The organism is Pseudomonas sp. GW101-3H06 (genome assembly GCF_059424605.1).
This window is the reverse complement of sequence record NZ_JBWKZO010000001.1, coordinates 4,286,906-4,303,864: the sequence shown is the minus strand read 5'-3', so window position 1 is coordinate 4,303,864 and position 16,959 is coordinate 4,286,906. Positions and strand designations below refer to the sequence as shown.

The 16,959-nt window shown below is 58.0% G+C and carries 19 protein-coding genes and 4 tRNA genes; 16 read left to right on the top strand and 7 right to left on the bottom strand.

Annotation, left to right across the window (positions count from 1 at the left end; translation table 11 throughout):
* Window positions 1-171 precede the first annotated feature (171 nt).
* The gene (locus AC07ZE_RS19650; RefSeq protein ID WP_207266276.1) at window positions 172-534 is read right to left on the bottom strand and encodes a hypothetical protein; all 363 of its coding nucleotides are present in this window, start codon (window positions 532-534) and stop codon (window positions 172-174) included.
* A gap of 244 nt (window positions 535-778) precedes the next feature.
* Here AC07ZE_RS19650 and AC07ZE_RS19645 point away from each other — a divergent pair, with 244 nt between their 5' ends.
* Together AC07ZE_RS19645 and AC07ZE_RS19640 are read left to right on the top strand one after the other, a co-directional pair.
* Window positions 779-1,597 (top strand): shikimate 5-dehydrogenase, encoded by an 819-nt coding sequence (locus AC07ZE_RS19645; RefSeq protein ID WP_207266275.1) that lies wholly within the window; start codon window positions 779-781, stop codon window positions 1,595-1,597.
* Between the two features lie 201 nt (window positions 1,598-1,798).
* Window positions 1,799-2,317, top strand: coding sequence for a cupin domain-containing protein (locus AC07ZE_RS19640; RefSeq protein WP_207266274.1), 519 nt, complete (start codon window positions 1,799-1,801; stop codon window positions 2,315-2,317).
* Between the two features lie 142 nt (window positions 2,318-2,459).
* Here the strand turns inward: AC07ZE_RS19640 and AC07ZE_RS19635 are convergent, their stop codons facing one another.
* On the bottom strand, window positions 2,460-3,104 hold the full coding sequence (locus AC07ZE_RS19635; RefSeq protein ID WP_095192801.1) for a YceH family protein: 645 nt from the start codon (window positions 3,102-3,104) through the stop codon (window positions 2,460-2,462).
* A 139-nt stretch (window positions 3,105-3,243) separates the two neighbouring features.
* Here AC07ZE_RS19635 and AC07ZE_RS19630 point away from each other — a divergent pair, with 139 nt between their 5' ends.
* Window positions 3,244-3,753 carry a DUF1993 domain-containing protein gene (locus AC07ZE_RS19630; RefSeq protein ID WP_095192800.1) on the top strand — a complete coding sequence of 170 codons (510 nt, stop codon included), beginning with the start codon at window positions 3,244-3,246 and terminating at the stop codon, window positions 3,751-3,753.
* 84 nt (window positions 3,754-3,837) lie between these two features.
* Here the strand turns inward: AC07ZE_RS19630 and sstT are convergent, their stop codons facing one another.
* Window positions 3,838-5,070, bottom strand: a complete 1,233-nt coding sequence (sstT, locus tag AC07ZE_RS19625; protein WP_207266273.1) for a serine/threonine transporter SstT — start codon at window positions 5,068-5,070, stop codon at window positions 3,838-3,840.
* Window positions 5,071-5,347: 277 nt separating this feature from the next.
* Between sstT and AC07ZE_RS19620 the strand changes: the two genes are divergently transcribed.
* Window positions 5,348-6,502 (top strand): MFS transporter, encoded by a 1,155-nt coding sequence (locus AC07ZE_RS19620; protein WP_207266272.1) that lies wholly within the window; start codon window positions 5,348-5,350, stop codon window positions 6,500-6,502.
* A 4-nt stretch (window positions 6,503-6,506) separates the two neighbouring features.
* On the opposite strand, the gene nhaR is transcribed toward AC07ZE_RS19620, so the two are convergent.
* A complete protein-coding gene (gene nhaR, locus AC07ZE_RS19615) occupies window positions 6,507-7,406 on the bottom strand; it encodes a transcriptional activator NhaR (protein ID WP_207266271.1) in 900 nt (299 codons plus the stop codon).
* 135 nt (window positions 7,407-7,541) lie between these two features.
* Between nhaR and AC07ZE_RS19610 the strand changes: the two genes are divergently transcribed.
* Window positions 7,542-7,784: a hypothetical protein gene (locus AC07ZE_RS19610; RefSeq protein ID WP_207266270.1), complete on the top strand. Its 243-nt coding sequence runs from the start codon at window positions 7,542-7,544 to the stop codon at window positions 7,782-7,784.
* Window positions 7,785-7,813: 29 nt separating this feature from the next.
* A complete protein-coding gene (locus AC07ZE_RS19605; RefSeq protein WP_095192797.1) occupies window positions 7,814-8,563 on the top strand; it encodes a TerC family protein in 750 nt (249 codons plus the stop codon).
* A gap of 78 nt (window positions 8,564-8,641) precedes the next feature.
* Here AC07ZE_RS19605 and AC07ZE_RS19600 read toward each other — a convergent pair whose 3' ends face one another.
* Window positions 8,642-8,800, bottom strand: a complete 159-nt coding sequence (locus AC07ZE_RS19600) for a hypothetical protein (protein ID WP_207267911.1) — start codon at window positions 8,798-8,800, stop codon at window positions 8,642-8,644.
* A 179-nt stretch (window positions 8,801-8,979) separates the two neighbouring features.
* Between AC07ZE_RS19600 and AC07ZE_RS19595 the strand changes: the two genes are divergently transcribed.
* The 3 genes from AC07ZE_RS19595 to AC07ZE_RS19585 all read left to right on the top strand — a co-directional run bounded on the left by AC07ZE_RS19595 (window position 8,980) and on the right by AC07ZE_RS19585 (window position 10,238).
* Window positions 8,980-9,708 (top strand): C39 family peptidase, encoded by a 729-nt coding sequence (locus AC07ZE_RS19595; RefSeq protein WP_207266269.1) that lies wholly within the window; start codon window positions 8,980-8,982, stop codon window positions 9,706-9,708.
* Between the two features lie 90 nt (window positions 9,709-9,798).
* Window positions 9,799-10,005, top strand: a complete 207-nt coding sequence (locus AC07ZE_RS19590; RefSeq protein ID WP_095192794.1) for a DUF6021 family protein — start codon at window positions 9,799-9,801, stop codon at window positions 10,003-10,005.
* Window positions 10,006-10,022: 17 nt separating this feature from the next.
* Window positions 10,023-10,238 (top strand): hypothetical protein, encoded by a 216-nt coding sequence (locus tag AC07ZE_RS19585; RefSeq protein ID WP_095192793.1) that lies wholly within the window; start codon window positions 10,023-10,025, stop codon window positions 10,236-10,238.
* A 60-nt stretch (window positions 10,239-10,298) separates the two neighbouring features.
* Here AC07ZE_RS19585 and pbpG read toward each other — a convergent pair whose 3' ends face one another.
* Both pbpG and folD read right to left on the bottom strand, forming a co-directional pair.
* A complete protein-coding gene (pbpG, locus tag AC07ZE_RS19580) occupies window positions 10,299-11,237 on the bottom strand; it encodes a D-alanyl-D-alanine endopeptidase (RefSeq protein WP_207266268.1) in 939 nt (312 codons plus the stop codon).
* Between the two features lie 238 nt (window positions 11,238-11,475).
* Window positions 11,476-12,330 (bottom strand): bifunctional methylenetetrahydrofolate dehydrogenase/methenyltetrahydrofolate cyclohydrolase FolD, encoded by an 855-nt coding sequence (gene folD, locus AC07ZE_RS19575; protein WP_207266267.1) that lies wholly within the window; start codon window positions 12,328-12,330, stop codon window positions 11,476-11,478.
* A gap of 275 nt (window positions 12,331-12,605) precedes the next feature.
* On the opposite strand from folD, the gene AC07ZE_RS19570 reads away from it, so the two are divergent.
* The 7 genes from AC07ZE_RS19570 to clpX all read left to right on the top strand — a co-directional run bounded on the left by AC07ZE_RS19570 (window position 12,606) and on the right by clpX (window position 16,922).
* Window positions 12,606-12,682, top strand: a tRNA-Arg gene (locus AC07ZE_RS19570).
* Between the two features lie 32 nt (window positions 12,683-12,714).
* Window positions 12,715-12,790, top strand: a tRNA-His gene (locus AC07ZE_RS19565).
* Between the two features lie 56 nt (window positions 12,791-12,846).
* Window positions 12,847-12,931, top strand: a tRNA-Leu gene (locus AC07ZE_RS19560).
* Between the two features lie 78 nt (window positions 12,932-13,009).
* Window positions 13,010-13,085 (top strand) — tRNA-His (locus AC07ZE_RS19555).
* Window positions 13,086-13,486: 401 nt separating this feature from the next.
* Window positions 13,487-14,797: a trigger factor gene (tig, locus tag AC07ZE_RS19550; RefSeq protein ID WP_207266266.1), complete on the top strand. Its 1,311-nt coding sequence runs from the start codon at window positions 13,487-13,489 to the stop codon at window positions 14,795-14,797.
* Between the two features lie 93 nt (window positions 14,798-14,890).
* Window positions 14,891-15,526, top strand: a complete 636-nt coding sequence (clpP, locus tag AC07ZE_RS19545) for an ATP-dependent Clp endopeptidase proteolytic subunit ClpP (protein WP_207266265.1) — start codon at window positions 14,891-14,893, stop codon at window positions 15,524-15,526.
* A 112-nt stretch (window positions 15,527-15,638) separates the two neighbouring features.
* A complete protein-coding gene (gene clpX, locus AC07ZE_RS19540) occupies window positions 15,639-16,922 on the top strand; it encodes an ATP-dependent Clp protease ATP-binding subunit ClpX (RefSeq protein WP_007946893.1) in 1,284 nt (427 codons plus the stop codon).
* Window positions 16,923-16,959 lie beyond the last annotated feature (37 nt).

Here is a 16,959-nt window from a genome sequence, read left to right as displayed (position 1 = left end):
TGCTGACATGACATAAATATGACTGTTTCCCCAATGGCAGGGGCGAGTCAATCTTGCCCACTTGCACACCCGATGCTGTCCCGATAACGACACTGACGAGATTTATCCAGACGCGGACCGACGAACGGCCACAAAAAAGCCCCGCTTGTAAGGCGGGGCCATGATGAGCTGTCACCAGCGGCCATAACCGCGGGGAGGGCCGTAGTAGCCTCGTGGCGGACCGTAATAACCGCGGGGTGGTCCATAGTAGACCGGTGCCGGACGGTAGTAGATCGGTTGTTGCACGTACACCGGCGCCGGCTGGTAATAAACCGGAGGAGGCGGTGCGTAGTAAACCGGAGGGGGTGGTGCATAGACCGGTTGTGGCGCGACGTACACCGGTCGGTTGGCATTGATCAGGGCGGAGCCGACCATGGCCGTACCCACAATCGCCCCGAATACCGCCGCGTCATTGCCACCACCATGGGCTTGCGCTTGCCCTGTGATAGCCAGAGCACCAATCAGCAAGGCAACTGTGGGGATTTTACGGATCATGATAGTTCCTCGGTTCATCGCCCCGGCGCTTGTGCCTGCAATAGACCCAAGGATTGTCGCGGGGATACTTCTAAGACAGCTTTTTTTTGAAAATCAGCACAGCCGTTGGGTAAATTTTGTGTAAGGTCTGTACCGGCTTGCTGACGGTCGAACGAGGCCGTGTGCAGGTATGGAATCATGATCGAACAGAACAGGTTGGCCGGCCGATTCCGTCCATCCGACAGTGCATCGCAAGGAGATCCGCATGCAGATGAACCCGAACAAAGACACCCAGCTTTGCATGTCCCTCTCCGGGCGCCCCGGGAACTTTGGTCTGCGATTTCACAATCATCTGTATGAACAATTGGGGCTGAATTTTTATTACAAGGCGTTCAGCAGTCGGGACTTGCCGGGGGCGGTGGGTGGCATTCGCGCCTTGGGTATTCGCGGCTGCGGCGTGTCCATGCCATTCAAGGAAGCCTGCATTGCCCTGGTCGATGAGCTGGACGCCTCGGCGGCCGCCATCCAGTCGATCAACACGATCGTCAACACCAACGGCCACCTCAAGGCCTACAACACCGATTACATCGCCATTGCCCAGTTGCTGGACACCCACGCGGTGCCCAAGGACACCACGTTTGCCCTGCGCGGCAGCGGCGGCATGGCCAAGGCCGTGGCCAGTGCCTTGCGCGACGGTGGCTACAGGAACGGCTTGATCGTGGCCCGGAACGAGCGCGCCGGCCGTGCCCTGGCCGAATCCCTGGACTACCCATGGCAAGCCGAACTGGGCTCGCGGCGTCCGCAAATGCTGGTCAATGTCACTCCGGTCGGCATGGATGGCGGACCGGAGGCGGGTCAACTGGCGTTCGAGGCGGATGCCATCAAAGCTGCGGACATTGTCTTCGATGTGGTGGCGATTCCTTCGGAAACTCCACTTATCGTGCGGGGGCGTGCCGAAGGTAAACAGGTGATTACCGGGCTGGAAGTGATTGCGATCCAGGCGCTGGAGCAGTTTGTGCTGTACACCGGCGTGCGGCCGACTGAGGAGCAGTTTCGGGCGGCGGTAGCGTTTGCCAGGGGTTGATCCTCAGACTACTTGCTGGCAGTACCGACCTCTTCGCGAGCAAGCCCGCTCCCACAGGGATTGGCGGCGCTCACATAACCTGTGGGAGCGAGCCTGCTCGCGAAAGTGGCGACTCGGTCTCGCAGGTGTACCTCGGCCTATACTGCTGGCCAGCAGGCAAAGACTTGTACACCAATAACAATCACCGTGACCGAGGTTTCCATGCATCCCGCGATTCTCAATCTGGATCAGGCCGAGTTAGAACCACTGCCCGAAGAATTTGCCCCGACCGGAGAAACCGCCGGTCGCTATCAGCAACGCATAGCGCGTATCGGTCAGCAACTGGGTGCGCAGAAGCTCGGTTATCGCTTGTACGCGTTGGAGCCCGGTATGCGCGGCAGCCCGTTTCACAGTCACCGGGTCAATGAAGAAATGTTCTACGTCGTGGCCGGGGAAGGGGAAGTGCGTCTTGGCACCGAGCGCTTTGCGATCCGCGCCGGTGACGTGATTGCCTGCCCGGCGGGTGGTCAGGAAAGGGCGCACCAGATCATCAATACCAGCAACGGCGAACTGCGTTACCTGGCGGTCAGTACCCAGCAATCACCGGATATCTGCGAATACCCGGACTCCGGAAAGTATGTGGTGATGGATGACTTCAAGGTCGACGCCGAGGGCAATGCCTCGGGATTCGTCGCCGTGGCCCGGCAGGAGGATGGGGTGGATTATTGGGAGGGTGAGTAAGGCACACCACAAAGGCCATTGTGGGAGCGAGCCGGCTCCGGGCGGCGTTCCAACGAAGACGGCGGCACATCCAGTATTGATGTGACCGTCAGACTGCATTCGCGAGCAGGCTCGCTCCCACATTGAGTACTTTGTTTTCAGGTTACTCCAGCCGCGCCAACCGCTCTTCCAACGCCGCAATCCGCGCTTCCAGCTCTTCGATCCGCTCGACCGAAACACCGCCGCCACTGCGCTCAACCGGGTTCTGCCGCGCGGCCAGAATCGCCTCGATATCCGCCGGATCACCCATGGCATGCATGTAGCGGTCTTCCCGCTGCCCGGCCTGGCGTGGAATCAGCAGCGCCAGCCCCCGGGCAATCAACCGTTCAAGCTGATGCACGACCTGCTCGCTGTCTTCGAAATCATGCATGCGCCCGCTGCGGGTCAGCAGTTCATTGACGGTTTGCGGGCCGCGCAGGTACAGCAGCCCCATCAGAATCACCTGCGCCGGCACCAGCTCCAGGGCCTTGTCGACCTTGTGCTCCCAACGATCGGCGCGGCTGCCCATCACCAGTTTGGTGAAGCCGCGTCCTTCAAGCGCGCGCAGGCTCTGGCCGACCTGACCCTGGGTCAGGTTCATCACCGGTTCGCGACTGGTTTTCTGATTGCAGGCAATTACCAGCGCATTGAGGGTCAGCGGATAGGTTTCCGGGCTGGTGGCCTGTTTCTCGATCAACGAACCCAGAATGCGGATTTCCGTGCTGTTGAGGCGCGGTTCGTCGAAGGTCTGTTGTTGTTCAGTGCTCATCGCGCTTTTCCCTATGCAGTCGAAGCATGCCATCGAAGCCGCCTAGCCTAATCCTTGCAGGATAAAAGACAAGCCGCAGGAGGGGCGGGCATGGCTATAATCGGCCGACGTTTCCCTCCTGTCATCACATGAGACTGCCATGACCATTTCCCTGTACGACGCTTCCGTTCCTGTTTTCCAGCAAATGCTCAACGCCCTGAGCGACGTTCTGAAAAAGGCCGAGGCCCATGCCGCCGCCAAGAACATCGACCCGAACGCCTTCCTGCAAGCTCGCCTGTACCCGGACATGTTCCCGTTGGTACGCCAGGTGCAGATCGCGGTTGATTTCAGCAAAGGTGTATCCGCGCGTCTGGCCGAGATCGAATTGCCGAAATACGACGACACCGAAACCACCTTCGCCGAACTGCAAGCGCTGATTGCCAAGGTGCTGGCGTTCATCGGCGAGATCAAACCGGAGCAGATCAACGGCAAGGAAGGCATCGAAATCGTGACCCGTCCGGGCACGCCTAAAGAGAAGCGTTTCTCCGGCCAGGCTTACCTGCTGACCTACGGCCTGCCGCAGTTCTTCTTCCACGTCACCACGGCTTACGCACTGTTGCGTCATAACGGCGTGGAAGTGGGCAAGCGCGATTACATGGGCGCGTTCTAAACCGCCCGGGTACAAAAAAGCCCGCCAAGGTGTAAGCCTTGGCGGGCTTTTTATTGCGCTTTTCGTAGGCGCCAGGATCGGGGGTTATGCCAGGCGTTCGGCTTTCGCGTCTTCACCCAGGCAAGCCGCCGCCGTGAACAGCACATCGGTCGAAGAGTTCAACGCTGTCTCCGCCGAATCCTGCAGCACACCGATGATGAAACCGACCGCGACCACTTGCATGGCGATTTCGCTCGGGATGCCGAACAGGCTGCACGCCAGCGGGATCAGCAGCAGCGAACCACCGGCCACGCCTGAGGCGCCACAGGCGCAAATGGCTGCAACGACGCTCAGCAGAATGGCCGTCGGAATGTCTACGGCAATGCCCAGCGTGTGCACCGCCGCCAACGTCAGCACGGTGATGGTGATAGCCGCACCGGCCATGTTGATGGTGGCACCGAGCGGGATCGACACCGAGTAAGTGTCTTCGTGCAGGCCCAGACGTTTGCTCAACTCAAGATTGACCGGAATGTTCGCCGCCGAACTGCGGGTGAAAAACGCGGTGATACCGCTTTCTCGCAAGCACATGAACACCAGTGGATACGGGTTGCGGCGCAGTTTCCAGAACACGATGACCGGGTTCATCACCAGAGCCACGAACAGCATGCAGCCCAGCAACACGGCGAGCAGTTGCGCGTAACCGATCAAGGCGCCGAAGCCGGACGTGGCGAGGGTCGAGGCCACGAGGCCGAAAATCCCCAGCGGCGCAAAGCTAATCACCAGACGCACAATCACCGTCACGCCGTTGGATAAGTCGCCCAGCACCTCGCGCGTGGTGTTACCGGCATGGCGAATGGCGACGCCCATGCCGATGGCCCAGGCCAGAATGCCGATAAAGTTGGCGTTCATCAGCGCGCTGACCGGGTTGTCGACCACGCTGAGCAACAGGCTTTGCAGCACTTCGCTGATGCCGCCTGGTGCAGTGACGGCTACGTCTTGGGTCGAGAGGACCAGGCTCGATGGGAACATCATGCTGGCAACCACCGCGACCACGGCGGCAGCGAACGTGCCCAGCAGATACAGAAACAGAATCGGCCGGATATGGGTTTCCTGGCCGTGCTTGTGGTTGGCGATCGACGCCATGACCAGCACGAACACCAGAATCGGCGCGACCGCCTTCAGGGCGGACACGAAGACTTTGCCGATGAAGGCGGTGGACTTCGCCGCTTCAGGCGCAATCAGGGCCAGGCCAATCCCGGCGATCAAGCCAATGATGATTTGTGTGACCAGACTGGTGCGTTTCAGGCGTTGCAATAGCGAAGGGGATGAAGCGGTCATGAACGGCATCTCTGATTTTATTAGGTGCGGGATCGTGCGACATCAAGGCCAAAAATGGCCGATGAACAGGGTGTACGTTTCGCGGGGCGCGGACTTTATCACAGCGCGGTCCCGATCCTTCAGCCCTGTGACGATCTGCCACCCAAATGTACGGCGCAACTTGCAGGTTCGTGCAACCGTGTCCGGAAACACTCTGTTAAGCTTCGCCATCCTCATTTTCATGTTTGCCAGTGGGCCTTCGGGCTATCGCTGGTGTCGTCGTTTTCTGAAGTTCTGCATGTTGTTGCCCATTTTTCTGTTGTCAGCCGCCGGTTTTACGGTGCTGACCACGGAATTCATCATTGTCGGCCTGTTACCAGCCATTGCCCGCGACCTTGACGTCAGCATCCCGCAAGCGGGTTTGCTGGTGACCCTGTTCGCCTTTACCGTCGCCGCGTTCGGGCCGTTCCTCACGGCCTATTTCGCCCGCTTCGAGCGGCGCAAGCTGTTTATCTCGGTGCTGATCATGATTGGCCTTGCCAACATCCTCGCGGCACTGGCGCCGAACATCTGGGTGATGGCGCTTGCCCGGTTGATTCCGGCATTGGGCTTGCCGGTGTTCTGGTCACTGGCCAGTGAGACGGCGGTGGATATCGTCGGGCCGGATCAGGCCGGGCGCGCCGTGGCCAAGATCGGCTTCGGCATTGTTTGCGCCACGGTGTTCGGCATTCCGGTGGGAACGCTGATTTCCGATGCATTCGGCTGGCGCAGTGCTTTCACCCTTCTGGCGTTGATCGCTTTTGCCAAGGCGTTGCTGCTGTTTATCTACCTGCCGAAGACCAACCTGCATCAGCATCAAGTCAGCTTCCTCTCACAGTTCAAGATCCTGCGCAGCCCCTTGATGGCGGGGCACGTGCTGCTGTCGATCGTGGTGTTCAGCGGCATGTTCACCGCCTACACCTACCTGGCGGACATCCTTGAGCGCCTGGCCGGATTCAACGGCACGGTGGTTGGCTGGTGCCTGATGGGCTTCGGCGCGGTCGGGCTGATCGGCAACTCGTTGGGTGGCCGTGCGGTGGATCGCCATCCGCTGGTAGCCTCGATGATGTTCTGCGCCTTCATGATTGCCGGCCTGGTGGCATTGGTGCCGAACATTCATTCGCCCCTCGGACTGGCGGCGGCAATGGGCATCTGGGGTGTGACGCAGGCTGCGTTGTTCCTGGTCAGTCACGTGCGTCTGATGAAGGCTGCGCCTGAAGCACCGGCATTTGCGGCGTCGCTGAACATCGCCGGGGCCAACCTGGGGATCGGCCTGGGCGCGATGATCGGCGGGCGCGTGATCGACAGTGTCGGTCTGCAAGGTCTTGGTTTCGCTGCGGCCGGCTTTATCCTGGCCTCGATCCTGTTGGCCATCGCGCTAATGACCTTCAAGCCCCGCGAAGTCTGCGTCTGAGGCGTCACAATTCGGTAAACAGCTCGCGTCTGGCACCTTCGGTAATGGCGACAATGCCGGGGTGCTTGACCTTGCGTTCCACCGAAATGGCGTAGAACGACTCGCTCACCGCGTCGGTCTGGCCAATCACCTCTACGCCAAGTTGGCGTTTCACTTCATCGGCAATCACGCTCGGGCCAATGAAAATCCCGCTGCCGGATTGACCGAAAGCCTGCATCAATGCGCTGTCATCAAACTCGCCGACAATCTGCGGCTGGATCTGCTGTTCGGCGAACCAGCGTTGCAAGCGGCTGCGCACCACGGTTTCCGGCCCGGGAATCAACAGGGGAGCGCCATGCAGGCTGCGGGGAAAGTCCCGACCGTAACGCGTCGCCAATTCGGCGGTGGCGAAGAAACTGATCCCGCATTCACCGAGTTTCTGGCTATAGCCCTTGATGTCCAGGTGCGAGGGCATCGGGCTGTCGGATATCACCAGGTCCAGGCGCTGGATCGCCAGATCGGCCAACAAACGTTCAAGCTTGTCTTCGCGGCAAGTGATGCGCAGCGGCTCGCTCAGTTCCATGGTCGGCGCGATCAGCCGATATACGATGGATTTGGGCACCACGTCGGCCACGCCGACCCGAAACAGAATCTGCTGTTCATTGGGTTGTGCCCGCAGCATCAATTCCAGTTCGCCGCCCAGCTGGAACATCTGCTCGGCGTAGGGCAGCGTCTGGCGGCCGGCTTCGGTGAGCTCAAGTTGCCGACCGACGCGGCGAAACAGCTCGATGCCGTAGGTTTGTTCGAGCAGCGATATCTGCCCACTGATGGTCTGGGGTGTGAGGTTCAACTGCTCACAGGCGCGGACAATGCTGCCGGTTTTGGCCACTACCCAGAAGTAATGCAGTTGTCGATAGTTGAGCATGGTTATCTACAGTTCGTAAAAATCGAAGTATAACCGCTGAAAATACGAATTTTCCTGAAGTGTTCATCTCCCTAGAATGCGTCGCTATCAACGGGCCATCGTAGCGGTCCCGTTTGTTCTATCGAGGAAAACATCATGAAGCTTAAAACCACGGCTCTGCTGATTGCATCTGTGCTGGTACTGGCCGGTTGTGATCAGGCCGAAAAAAGCGCTCAGCAACTGATGGGCAAGGCTGCCGAAAGTGCCAAGCAAGCCATCGACGACACCCACAAAGCTGCTGAGCAGGCACTCAGCGAAGCCGCGGGCGGGTTGATCAGCAAGAAAGAATCATCGGAAAAAGATGCGGATAAATCCGAATCTTCCTCCCAGGAAATCTAAACCGTCTTACAGCGAGCCAGGACTGACCCATGGAATACCTTTTACAACTAGCCGCCAGCCCCACAGCCTGGGTAGCCCTGGCCACCCTGGTGGTGATGGAGATCGTGCTTGGCATCGATAACCTGATCTTCATCTCGATCCTGACCAACAAACTGCCCGAGCAGCACCGGCAGAAGGCGCGGCGCATCGGTATCGGCATGGCACTGATCCTGCGACTGGGCCTGCTGAGCACCATCGCGTTCATCGTCCAGTTGACCGAGCCTGTGATCGACCTCTTCGGCCACGCGTTCTCCTGGAAGGACATGATCCTGATCGCCGGCGGCTTGTTCCTGTTGTGGAAAGCCACTACCGAGATCCATCACAGCATGGACCCGGCGCCGGAAGATCCAAAGTCGGCAACCTCAACCGTAACGTTGGGCTTTGCCGCGGCGATCGGCCAGATCCTGATGCTGGACATGGTGTTTTCCATCGACAGCATCATTACCGCTGTCGGCATGACCGAGCATCTGCCGATCATGATCATTGCGGTGGTGGTGTCGGTACTGGTGATGTTGCTGGCGGCTGACCCGCTGGCCAAGTTCATCAACGACAACCCGACGGTGGTGATGCTGGCCCTGGGCTTCCTGATCATGATCGGCATGACACTGATCGCTGAAGGCTTCGGCGCCCACGTACCGAAAGGTTACGTCTACGCTGCCATGGCGTTCTCGGCTGCGATCGAGGTGTTGAACATGATGTCCCGTCGGGCGAAGCACAAGCGTGTAACCGCTGACGCATAACCGGCGCTGAACGAAACGGCCGCCTGAACTCGCAAGAGTCCAGGCGGCCGTTTTTTTATGTGCGCTGGAAAATGTCGATCAGTGGGCGGACGCGGGACGCGTGGCAGCTTTGTCGGATTTCACCAAGGGTGCCGGCCTGGCAGGGTGGTGATGGTGGCGACGGGTAATGCGCAGGACCCCCCATAACATGGCGGCGGCGACGGCCAGCCAGCCGGAGATCAACATCACGATTGTCATTGTCAGGCTCATCGATGCCTCCTCTTTGCCCTGCAGCGGGCGCACACGCCTTGCAAGTGACAGTCTAGCCGCTGGTGTGTTGCAGGCTATTGACCGAAGGTCGACTGGGACCAACCAGTTCGCTCTATCGAACCTGATCAACTACCGGTTAAGGCTATACCGCCGCCGCGTGGCGTCCTATGATCGACGACCAAGCCGGGAAGCGGATTGCCTGGCGTCTGATCAAGAGAGTGATGATGGTGCGGGTAATTTCTCGATTTCTATCGGCGGCGGTAATCGTGGGTTGTGTCGCGGGGTTGGCCGGTTGCGCCGGCAGCGTTGCGCCGCAGATCAAGCGTCTGCCGGAGCGTGTCGAACTCAGTGGCCGGTTCTATCGCGGGGTGGCCAATCAGAGCGGCCCGCAAGTGCTGGCGAGCTTGTTGTCCCAGCAAGGCATCGTGATTACCCCGGGCTTGCTTGATAAACCGTTGCACTTGCCGGGCGCCGAGGCCCAGTTGCAGCAGAACATGCAGAGCCTGGCCCGTGAGTACGGAATGATGGTCTATCCGCTGGACAGCAATCTGCCGGCCTTGTTGACCCAGGTGGCGGCCGGTTACCCGGTGATGGTGTGTTTTACCGAGGGTTCTGCACTCTGGTCCGAGCCGCGTTATGCCATCCTGTCCGGGTATAACCGCCAGAAACAGACCGTGCTGTTGCGTGCGGGGATGGATCAGCGGTTGCTCATGAGTTTCGGCTCGTTCGAATCGGCTTTCAAAGACGCCGGTGGATGGGCAGTGTTGATTCAGGCACCGACGCAGATTCCGGCCGAAGTCGATCAGCAGCGCTGGCTCAAGGCGGCGAACGATCTTGCTCAGGCCGGCCAGGAGCAGGCGGCAGCGAGGGCCAGAAAGGCCTTGAGCGCGCAATAAGCCCGTTCGTCATCTGCCAGGCACTGCGGCACGCTGGATGTATCTGATACTTAAGGCCCGGATGTTTCGGGTCGCGTTCAGGAGGCGTCCATGGCACATTCCAATACCCCTTCCGGCCCGCACTCGTCCGAACATTCGTCCGGCGATGAGTTGGGTTTCGACCCGGACTCCCCGGATCTTGCCGACCCTCAGGTCGATCCTGTCGGACCGGCCAAGGCGCCGAGGGATGTGAAGCCGGGTGATAATCCCAAGACTCCGGCAAAGCCCTATGATCCGCTCGGTGATCTGAAGCCCTAGACCCCATGGAGGTGCGTATGTCTACCGATTCGAGCTTCAATGACAAGCGTCCGGAAAACGTTCCGACCACTCCCGAAGAAAGTGTCGATCCGGTGTTGGATCCGGACAGCCCATTGCGAGATCCACTGGCCCGTCCGACCGTGGTACCGACGGAGCATCCGCAGGGCTGGCGAGACCCGAGCAAGGGGGATGGCATTCCGGATGACGATCAGATGCCGTTGCCCAACGATTAACGGCACCGAAAAAAAAGCCCCGAATATTCGGGGCTTTTTTTTCATGCGGTTACAGTGAGGTTACTTCGAAGCTTCAACCACGCCACTCTGGCGATGCTTGAGGTTCTTGTCCGATTTGTACTGCAAGGCTGCAGACGCTACGTTGGCGCTTTTGCCGGTTTCGACCCAATTGCGGATACGTGCGGCATCGGCAAAGTGTGTGTACTTGCCATAAGCATCAAGGAGTACCAGGGCAACCGGGCGGTTACTCATCCGGGTCACCAGCACCAGGCAGTGGCCTGCTTCGTTGGTGAAACCGGTTTTCGTCAGTTGGATGTCCCAGTCTGGCTTGCGGACCAAATGGTCGGTGTTGCGAAAGCCCAGGCTGTATTTGGGCTTGCGGAATGTGACGGTTTTTTCCTTGGTCGTGCTCAGTTCTGTCAGTAACGGATACTTGTGTGCGGCAATCAACAGTTTGCTCAGGTCGCGAGCGGTGGAGACGTTGCGCGGCGAGAGGCCTGTGGGTTCGACAAAATGGGTGTTGGTCATGCCCAGGGCCTTGGCCTTGGCATTCATCGCGGCGATAAATGCGGCGTAGCCACCGGGGTAGTGGTGGGCCAGGCTCGCGGCGGCGCGGTTTTCAGACGACATCAGCGCGATCAGCAGCATTTCCCGGCGTGGCAGTTCGCTCTTGAGTTTTACCCGGGAGTACACGCCTTTCATTTCTGGTGTGTCACTGATGTTGATGTTGATGTATTCGTCCATGTTCTGCCTGGCTTCAACCACGACCAGGCCCGTCATCAGTTTGCTGACGGATGCGATGGGGACAACCACGTCGGGATTGTTGGCATAGATGACTTTGTTGGTCTGCATGTCCAGCAACAAAGTGCTGCCGGAAGCGAGTTTGAGTTGTGAGGTGTCTCGAGGCGCTGCGGTGGTTTCGCCGGCGCTGGCAATTGGCGTGATGAAAGTCCCTGTCACTGCAAAAAATAGGCTCAGGATGGATAGACGGATTTTCACGCTGGCAGACTCATAAAGTGTTGATACACCGTTATGTAACGGGCTAATTCTTAAAAAGCGCGACATTCTGGAGTATGGCTGAATAACTGTCGATGGTTGTTCGGAGGAGGGCGGAAAGTGCCTGTAAGCATGAAAAAAAAGTCACTTTCCGGCGGATGGTCGATCCTGTTCTCCGGGCAAAAAAGAACCCCGCCATGGGCGGGGTTCCTTGAGTCGCTGGCTACCGCTGCAACGGGGCTCAGCCGTGCAGGGTTTCGGCTGCGTACAGCGTGTTTTCCAGCAGGCAGGCGCGGGTCATCGGACCGACGCCGCCCGGCACCGGAGTGATCCAGCCGGCGCGGGGCAGGGCGGTTTCGTAGATCACGTCACCGACCAGTTTGCCGTCGTCCTGACGGTTGATACCGACGTCGATCACGATCGCGCCTTCCTTGATCCATTCACCCTTGACCAGGCCAGGCTTGCCGGCGGCCACCACGACCAGGTCGGCACGGCCGACGTGGCCGGCCAGATCCTTGGTGAAGCGGTGAGTGACGGTTACGGTGCAGCCGGCCAGCAACAGTTCCATCGCCATCGGGCGGCCAACGATGTTGGACGCGCCGACCACCACGGCGTTCATCCCGTACAGGTCGGCACCGGTGCTTTCCAGCAGGGTCATGATGCCTTTGGGGGTGCACGGGCGCAGCAACGGAATTCGCTGGGCCAGACGGCCGACGTTGTAAGGATGGAAGCCGTCGACGTCTTTGTCCGGGCGAATGCGCTCCAGCAGTTTGGACGCGTCCAGATGCTCGGGAAGAGGAAGCTGCAGCAGGACGCCGTCAATCGCCGGGTCGTCATTGAGGCGATCGATCAGATCGGTCAGCGCTTCTTGAGTGGTTTCGGAAGGCAGGTCATAAGCTTGGGAAAGAAAGCCGACCTCTTCACAGTCTTTACGCTTGTGCGAGACATAAACCTGAGAGGCAGGATCGCTGCCGACCAGGATCACCGCGAGGCCCGGCGTGCGCAGGCCTTGCTGACGACGCTCGGTGACGCGTTGGGCGATCTGCTGGCGCAGGCTGGCGGCGATCGATTTGCCGTCGATTAGTTGTGCAGTCATTGCGCGTGATTAACCATCGAGAGGGGAAAAAAAGAGAGCGCATTCTCGCATGTCATGCGGTGAGGGCAAAGGCGCTTGGTCTGCAAATTCCCCTAACTCCTTTAATTAAATGAATTTTTTTTAAAAAGGATTTGACGACCTTCGGGGGGCTCTATACTATTCGTCGCACTTGTCGGGCACAGCCTAGCACTGGTTAAGAAGGTCAAGTGGAATTACGGTTCTGCGAGGCTGGAAAGCATTTAGTTTGTAGTCCTCCAAGAGTACAGATTAATAAGGCGCCCGTAGCTCAGCTGGATAGAGCATCCGCCTTCTAAGCGGATGGTCGCAGGTTCGAGTCCTGCCGGGTGCGCCATTAGGCAGCTTTGGCACAAGTAGCGCGATATGGTGGGCGTAGCTCAGTTGGTAGAGCACGGGATTGTGACTCCCGTTGTCGTGGGTTCGATCCCCATCGTCCACCCCATATTTCGAAAGGCGCCAGATTAACAGTCTGGCGCCTTTGCTTTAAAGGCTTCATCTGCGGATGTGGTGGAATTGGTAGACACACTGGATTTAGGTTCCAGCGCCGCGAGGCGTAAGAGTTCGAGTCTCTTCATCCGCACCAAATAAAGCTTCACTCATGCCGGTTGGCATGGCTGGGGCTCCACAAAGAAGTTGCTTGGCTTCTTTGGCACGCAATATGGTGGGCGTAGCTCAGTTGGTAGAGCACGGGATTGTGACTCCCGTTGTCGTGGGTTCGATCCCCATCGTCCACCCCATATTCCGAAAGGCGCCAGATTTAATAGTCTGGCGCCTTTTTTGTTTCAGGGATTTGAGTATCCAGCGGCTGCAGTAACGAGTCGCAGGGGCAGGGCGTTTCGTCGTATTTATGTATCTCGATGATACCGCGCTGCCCGCCGGCCTTGCTTGCAAGGTCGTCTGTCAGGGAGATGATCGGCAACCTCTTCTATATATAGAAGGGTTGGCGCAGAGCCTTGGCGTTATTGGCTGTATTTGCCACCGGGGCGAGGTGCATCCGTGCATTCGCACCTATAAATTGCCTGCTGCGTTTTTACCCGTTTTCAGTAGGGTGACTTCTTGAGTTTGACCCACTAGAATGCATGCCCTTGATTCTGGGGTCGGAAACGGCCGGCTAACGTCTGTGCAACGAGGAATATCCATGCAAGTTTCTGTTGAAAATACTTCTGCTCTTGAGCGCCGCATGAGCATCACCGTGCCGGCTGAGCGCATCGAGACTCAGGTCAACAAGCGTCTGCAGCAGACTGCCCAAAAGGCCAAGATCGCAGGCTTCCGTCCAGGCAAAGTGCCAATGAGCGTGATCCGTCAGCGTTTTGGAGCTGATGCGCGTCAGGAAGCTGTGGGCGACGTCATCCAGTCTTCTTTCTATGAAGCAGTCGTTGAGCAGAAGTTGAACCCGGCTGGTTCGCCTTCGATCGAGCCTAAATCGCTGGAAGCGGGCAAGGACCTGGAATACGTTGCTGTATTCGAAGTGTTCCCTGAGTTCACCGTTGCCGGTTTCGAAGGTATCACCGTAGAGCGCCTGAGCGCTGACGTGTCTGATGCTGATCTGGACAAGATGCTGGACATCCTGCGCAAGCAGAACACCCGTTTCGAAGTGGCTGATCGTGCCGCTCAGAACGAAGACCAACTGAACATCGATTTCGTCGGCAAGGTCGACGGTGAAGTGTTCGCTGGCGGTTCCGCCAAAGGTACCCAGCTGGTTCTGGGTTCCGGCCGCATGATCCCGGGTTTCGAAGACGGTCTGGTTGGCGCTAAGGCCGGCGAAGAGCGCGTTCTGAACCTGACCTTCCCAGAGGACTATCAGAACCTCGACCTGGCTGGCAAAACCGCTGAGTTCACCGTGACTGTGAACACTGTTTCCGAGCCAAAACTGCCAGAACTGAACGAAGAGTTCTTCGCTCAATTCGGCATCAAGGAAACCGGTCTGGAAGGCTTCCGCGCTGAAGTTCGCAAGAACATGGAGCGTGAACTGCGTCAGGCGATCAAATCCAAGGTCAAGAATCAGGTAATGGACGGTCTGCTGGCCACCAACCCGATCGAAGTGCCAAAGGCTCTGCTGTCCAACGAAGTCGATCGTCTGCGCGTGCAGGCTGTTCAGCAGTTCGGTGGCAACATCAAGCCTGATCAACTGCCGGCCGAACTGTTCGAAGAGCAGGCCAAGCGCCGCGTTGTCCTGGGTCTGATCGTCGCTGAAGTGGTCAAGCAATTCGACCTCAAGCCTGACGAAGCCCGCGTTCGTGAAATGATTCAGGAAATGGCTTCGGCCTACCAAGAGCCTGAGCAGGTTGTGTCCTGGTACTACAAGAACGACCAGCAACTGAACGAAGTTCGTTCGGTTGTGCTGGAAGAACAAGTTGTGGATACTGTTCTGCAGAAAGCTAGCGTGACCGACAAATCGGTCTCTTACGAAGAAGCGGTCAAGCCGGTAGAAGCTCCACAAGCCGACTGATTGTTGCTGCGTTAAGAAGTACACACCATAAGCCAGCTTTCGAGCTGGCTTATGCGTATTCAAGACATAACTATTTGGGAGTGACTGCAGAGCATGTTCCGTAATTCGTATATTCAGCAGAACTCTGATATCCAGGCCGCAGGCGGCCTGGTCCCGATGGTTGTCGAGCAGTCCGCTCGTGGCGAACGCGCCTACGACATTTACTCGCGCCTTCTCAAGGAGCGAGTGATTTTTCTGGTTGGCCCGGTAGAGGACTACATGGCCAACCTGATTTGTGCGCAACTGCTGTTCCTTGAAGCGGAAAACCCGGACAAGGACATCCATCTCTATATCAACTCCCCGGGCGGTTCGGTGACAGCCGGCATGTCGATCTACGACACCATGCAGTTCATCAAACCCAACGTGTCGACCACCTGTATCGGCCAGGCGTGCAGCATGGGCGCGTTCCTGCTGACAGCAGGTGCCGCTGGCAAGCGTTACTGCCTGCCGAACTCGCGCGTGATGATTCACCAGCCTCTGGGCGGTTTCCAGGGCCAGGCATCGGACATCGAAATCCATGCCAAGGAAATCCTCTTCATCCGCGAGCGTCTCAACACGCTGATGGCCAAGCATAGCGGGCGCACTCTTGAAGAAATCGAGCGCGATACCAACCGCGATAACTTCATGAGCGCAACGGCTGCCAAAGAATACGGTTTGATCGATGAAGTGATCACCCAGCGCCCCGCTTAAAATAAGCAGCTCAAAATAGGCTTGGTCGGCTGGTCTGATCACCAGCGGGCTTGAAAAAGCCCGCAATAGCCTTCATCTTGTGTTGCAAGCCTATCGGATTTGGATCGAACGAATGACTGACACCCGCAACGGCGAGGACAACGGCAAGCTGCTCTATTGCTCCTTCTGTGGCAAAAGCCAGCATGAAGTACGCAAATTGATTGCCGGCCCCTCGGTCTTTATCTGCGACGAGTGCGTCGACCTGTGCAATGACATCATCCGTGAGGAGGTGCAGGAAGCCCAGGCCGAGAGCAGCGCGCATAAATTGCCTTCGCCTAAAGAAATCAGCGGCATCCTTGATCAGTATGTGATTGGTCAGGAGCGTGCGAAAAAGGTTCTGGCCGTAGCGGTGTACAACCACTACAAGCGTCTGAACCAGCGTGACAAAAAGAATGACGACGTCGAACTCGGCAAGAGCAACATCTTGCTGATCGGCCCGACAGGCTCGGGTAAAACCCTGCTTGCCGAAACACTGGCTCGTTTGCTGAACGTTCCGTTCACCATCGCCGACGCAACCACCCTCACCGAGGCGGGTTACGTGGGTGAAGATGTCGAGAACATCATTCAGAAGCTGCTGCAGAAGTGCGATTACGACGTGGAAAAGGCCCAGATGGGCATTGTCTACATCGATGAGATCGACAAGATCTCGCGCAAGTCTGACAACCCGTCCATCACCCGGGACGTTTCCGGTGAAGGCGTGCAGCAGGCCCTGCTCAAGTTGATCGAAGGTACGGTCGCTTCCGTTCCGCCTCAAGGCGGTCGCAAGCACCCGCAGCAGGAATTCCTTCAGGTCGACACCCGTAACATTCTGTTCATCTGCGGTGGTGCGTTCTCCGGTCTGGAAAAGGTTATTCAAAACCGTTCCACCAAGGGCGGTATCGGTTTCAACGCAGAAGTTCGCAGCAAGGAAGAAGGCAAGAAAGTCGGTGAATCCCTGCGTGAAGTCGAGCCTGACGATCTGGTCAAGTTCGGTCTGATCCCGGAGTTCGTCGGTCGCCTGCCGGTTCTTGCAACGCTGGACGAGCTTGATGAAGCTGCTTTGATGCAGATTCTCACCGAGCCGAAAAATGCTCTGACCAAGCAGTATGCCAAGTTGTTCGAGATGGAGGGCGTGGACCTGGAATTCCGGGCCGACGCGCTGAAATCGGTCGCCAAGCGCGCGCTGGAACGCAAAACCGGTGCTCGTGGCCTGCGCTCGATTCTCGAAGGTGTGTTGCTCGACACTATGTATGAAATCCCCTCGCAGTCCGAGGTGAGTAAAGTAGTGATCGACGAAAGCGTTATAGAAGGCAAGTCCAAGCCACTGTATATCTACGAAAACAGTGAGCCTGCTGCCAAGGCCGCACCAGACGCCTAAGCGTCACGCAGCCGGTACAAAGAAGGGGCCTTCGGGC

Excerpts from the sequence above, each read along its gene's own strand:
- AC07ZE_RS19650 (WP_207266276.1), bottom strand. The coding sequence starts at position 534 with ATGATCCGTAAAATCCCCACAGTTGCCTTGCTGATTGGTGCTCTGGCT.
- AC07ZE_RS19645 (WP_207266275.1), top strand. The coding sequence starts at position 779 with ATGCAGATGAACCCGAACAAAGACACCCAGCTTTGCATGTCCCTCTCC.
- AC07ZE_RS19640 (WP_207266274.1), top strand. The coding sequence starts at position 1,799 with ATGCATCCCGCGATTCTCAATCTGGATCAGGCCGAGTTAGAACCACTG.
- AC07ZE_RS19635 (WP_095192801.1), bottom strand. The coding sequence starts at position 3,104 with ATGAGCACTGAACAACAACAGACCTTCGACGAACCGCGCCTCAACAGC.
- AC07ZE_RS19630 (WP_095192800.1), top strand. The coding sequence starts at position 3,244 with ATGACCATTTCCCTGTACGACGCTTCCGTTCCTGTTTTCCAGCAAATG.
- sstT (WP_207266273.1), bottom strand. The coding sequence starts at position 5,070 with ATGACCGCTTCATCCCCTTCGCTATTGCAACGCCTGAAACGCACCAGT.
- AC07ZE_RS19620 (WP_207266272.1), top strand. The coding sequence starts at position 5,348 with ATGTTGTTGCCCATTTTTCTGTTGTCAGCCGCCGGTTTTACGGTGCTG.
- nhaR (WP_207266271.1), bottom strand. The coding sequence starts at position 7,406 with ATGCTCAACTATCGACAACTGCATTACTTCTGGGTAGTGGCCAAAACC.
- AC07ZE_RS19610 (WP_207266270.1), top strand. The coding sequence starts at position 7,542 with ATGAAGCTTAAAACCACGGCTCTGCTGATTGCATCTGTGCTGGTACTG.
- AC07ZE_RS19605 (WP_095192797.1), top strand. The coding sequence starts at position 7,814 with ATGGAATACCTTTTACAACTAGCCGCCAGCCCCACAGCCTGGGTAGCC.
- AC07ZE_RS19600 (WP_207267911.1), bottom strand. The coding sequence starts at position 8,800 with ATGACAATCGTGATGTTGATCTCCGGCTGGCTGGCCGTCGCCGCCGCC.
- AC07ZE_RS19595 (WP_207266269.1), top strand. The coding sequence starts at position 8,980 with ATGATCGACGACCAAGCCGGGAAGCGGATTGCCTGGCGTCTGATCAAG.
- AC07ZE_RS19590 (WP_095192794.1), top strand. The coding sequence starts at position 9,799 with ATGGCACATTCCAATACCCCTTCCGGCCCGCACTCGTCCGAACATTCG.
- AC07ZE_RS19585 (WP_095192793.1), top strand. The coding sequence starts at position 10,023 with ATGTCTACCGATTCGAGCTTCAATGACAAGCGTCCGGAAAACGTTCCG.
- folD (WP_207266267.1), bottom strand. The coding sequence starts at position 12,330 with ATGACTGCACAACTAATCGACGGCAAATCGATCGCCGCCAGCCTGCGC.
- tig (WP_207266266.1), top strand. The coding sequence starts at position 13,487 with ATGCAAGTTTCTGTTGAAAATACTTCTGCTCTTGAGCGCCGCATGAGC.
- clpP (WP_207266265.1), top strand. The coding sequence starts at position 14,891 with ATGTTCCGTAATTCGTATATTCAGCAGAACTCTGATATCCAGGCCGCA.
- clpX (WP_007946893.1), top strand. The coding sequence starts at position 15,639 with ATGACTGACACCCGCAACGGCGAGGACAACGGCAAGCTGCTCTATTGC.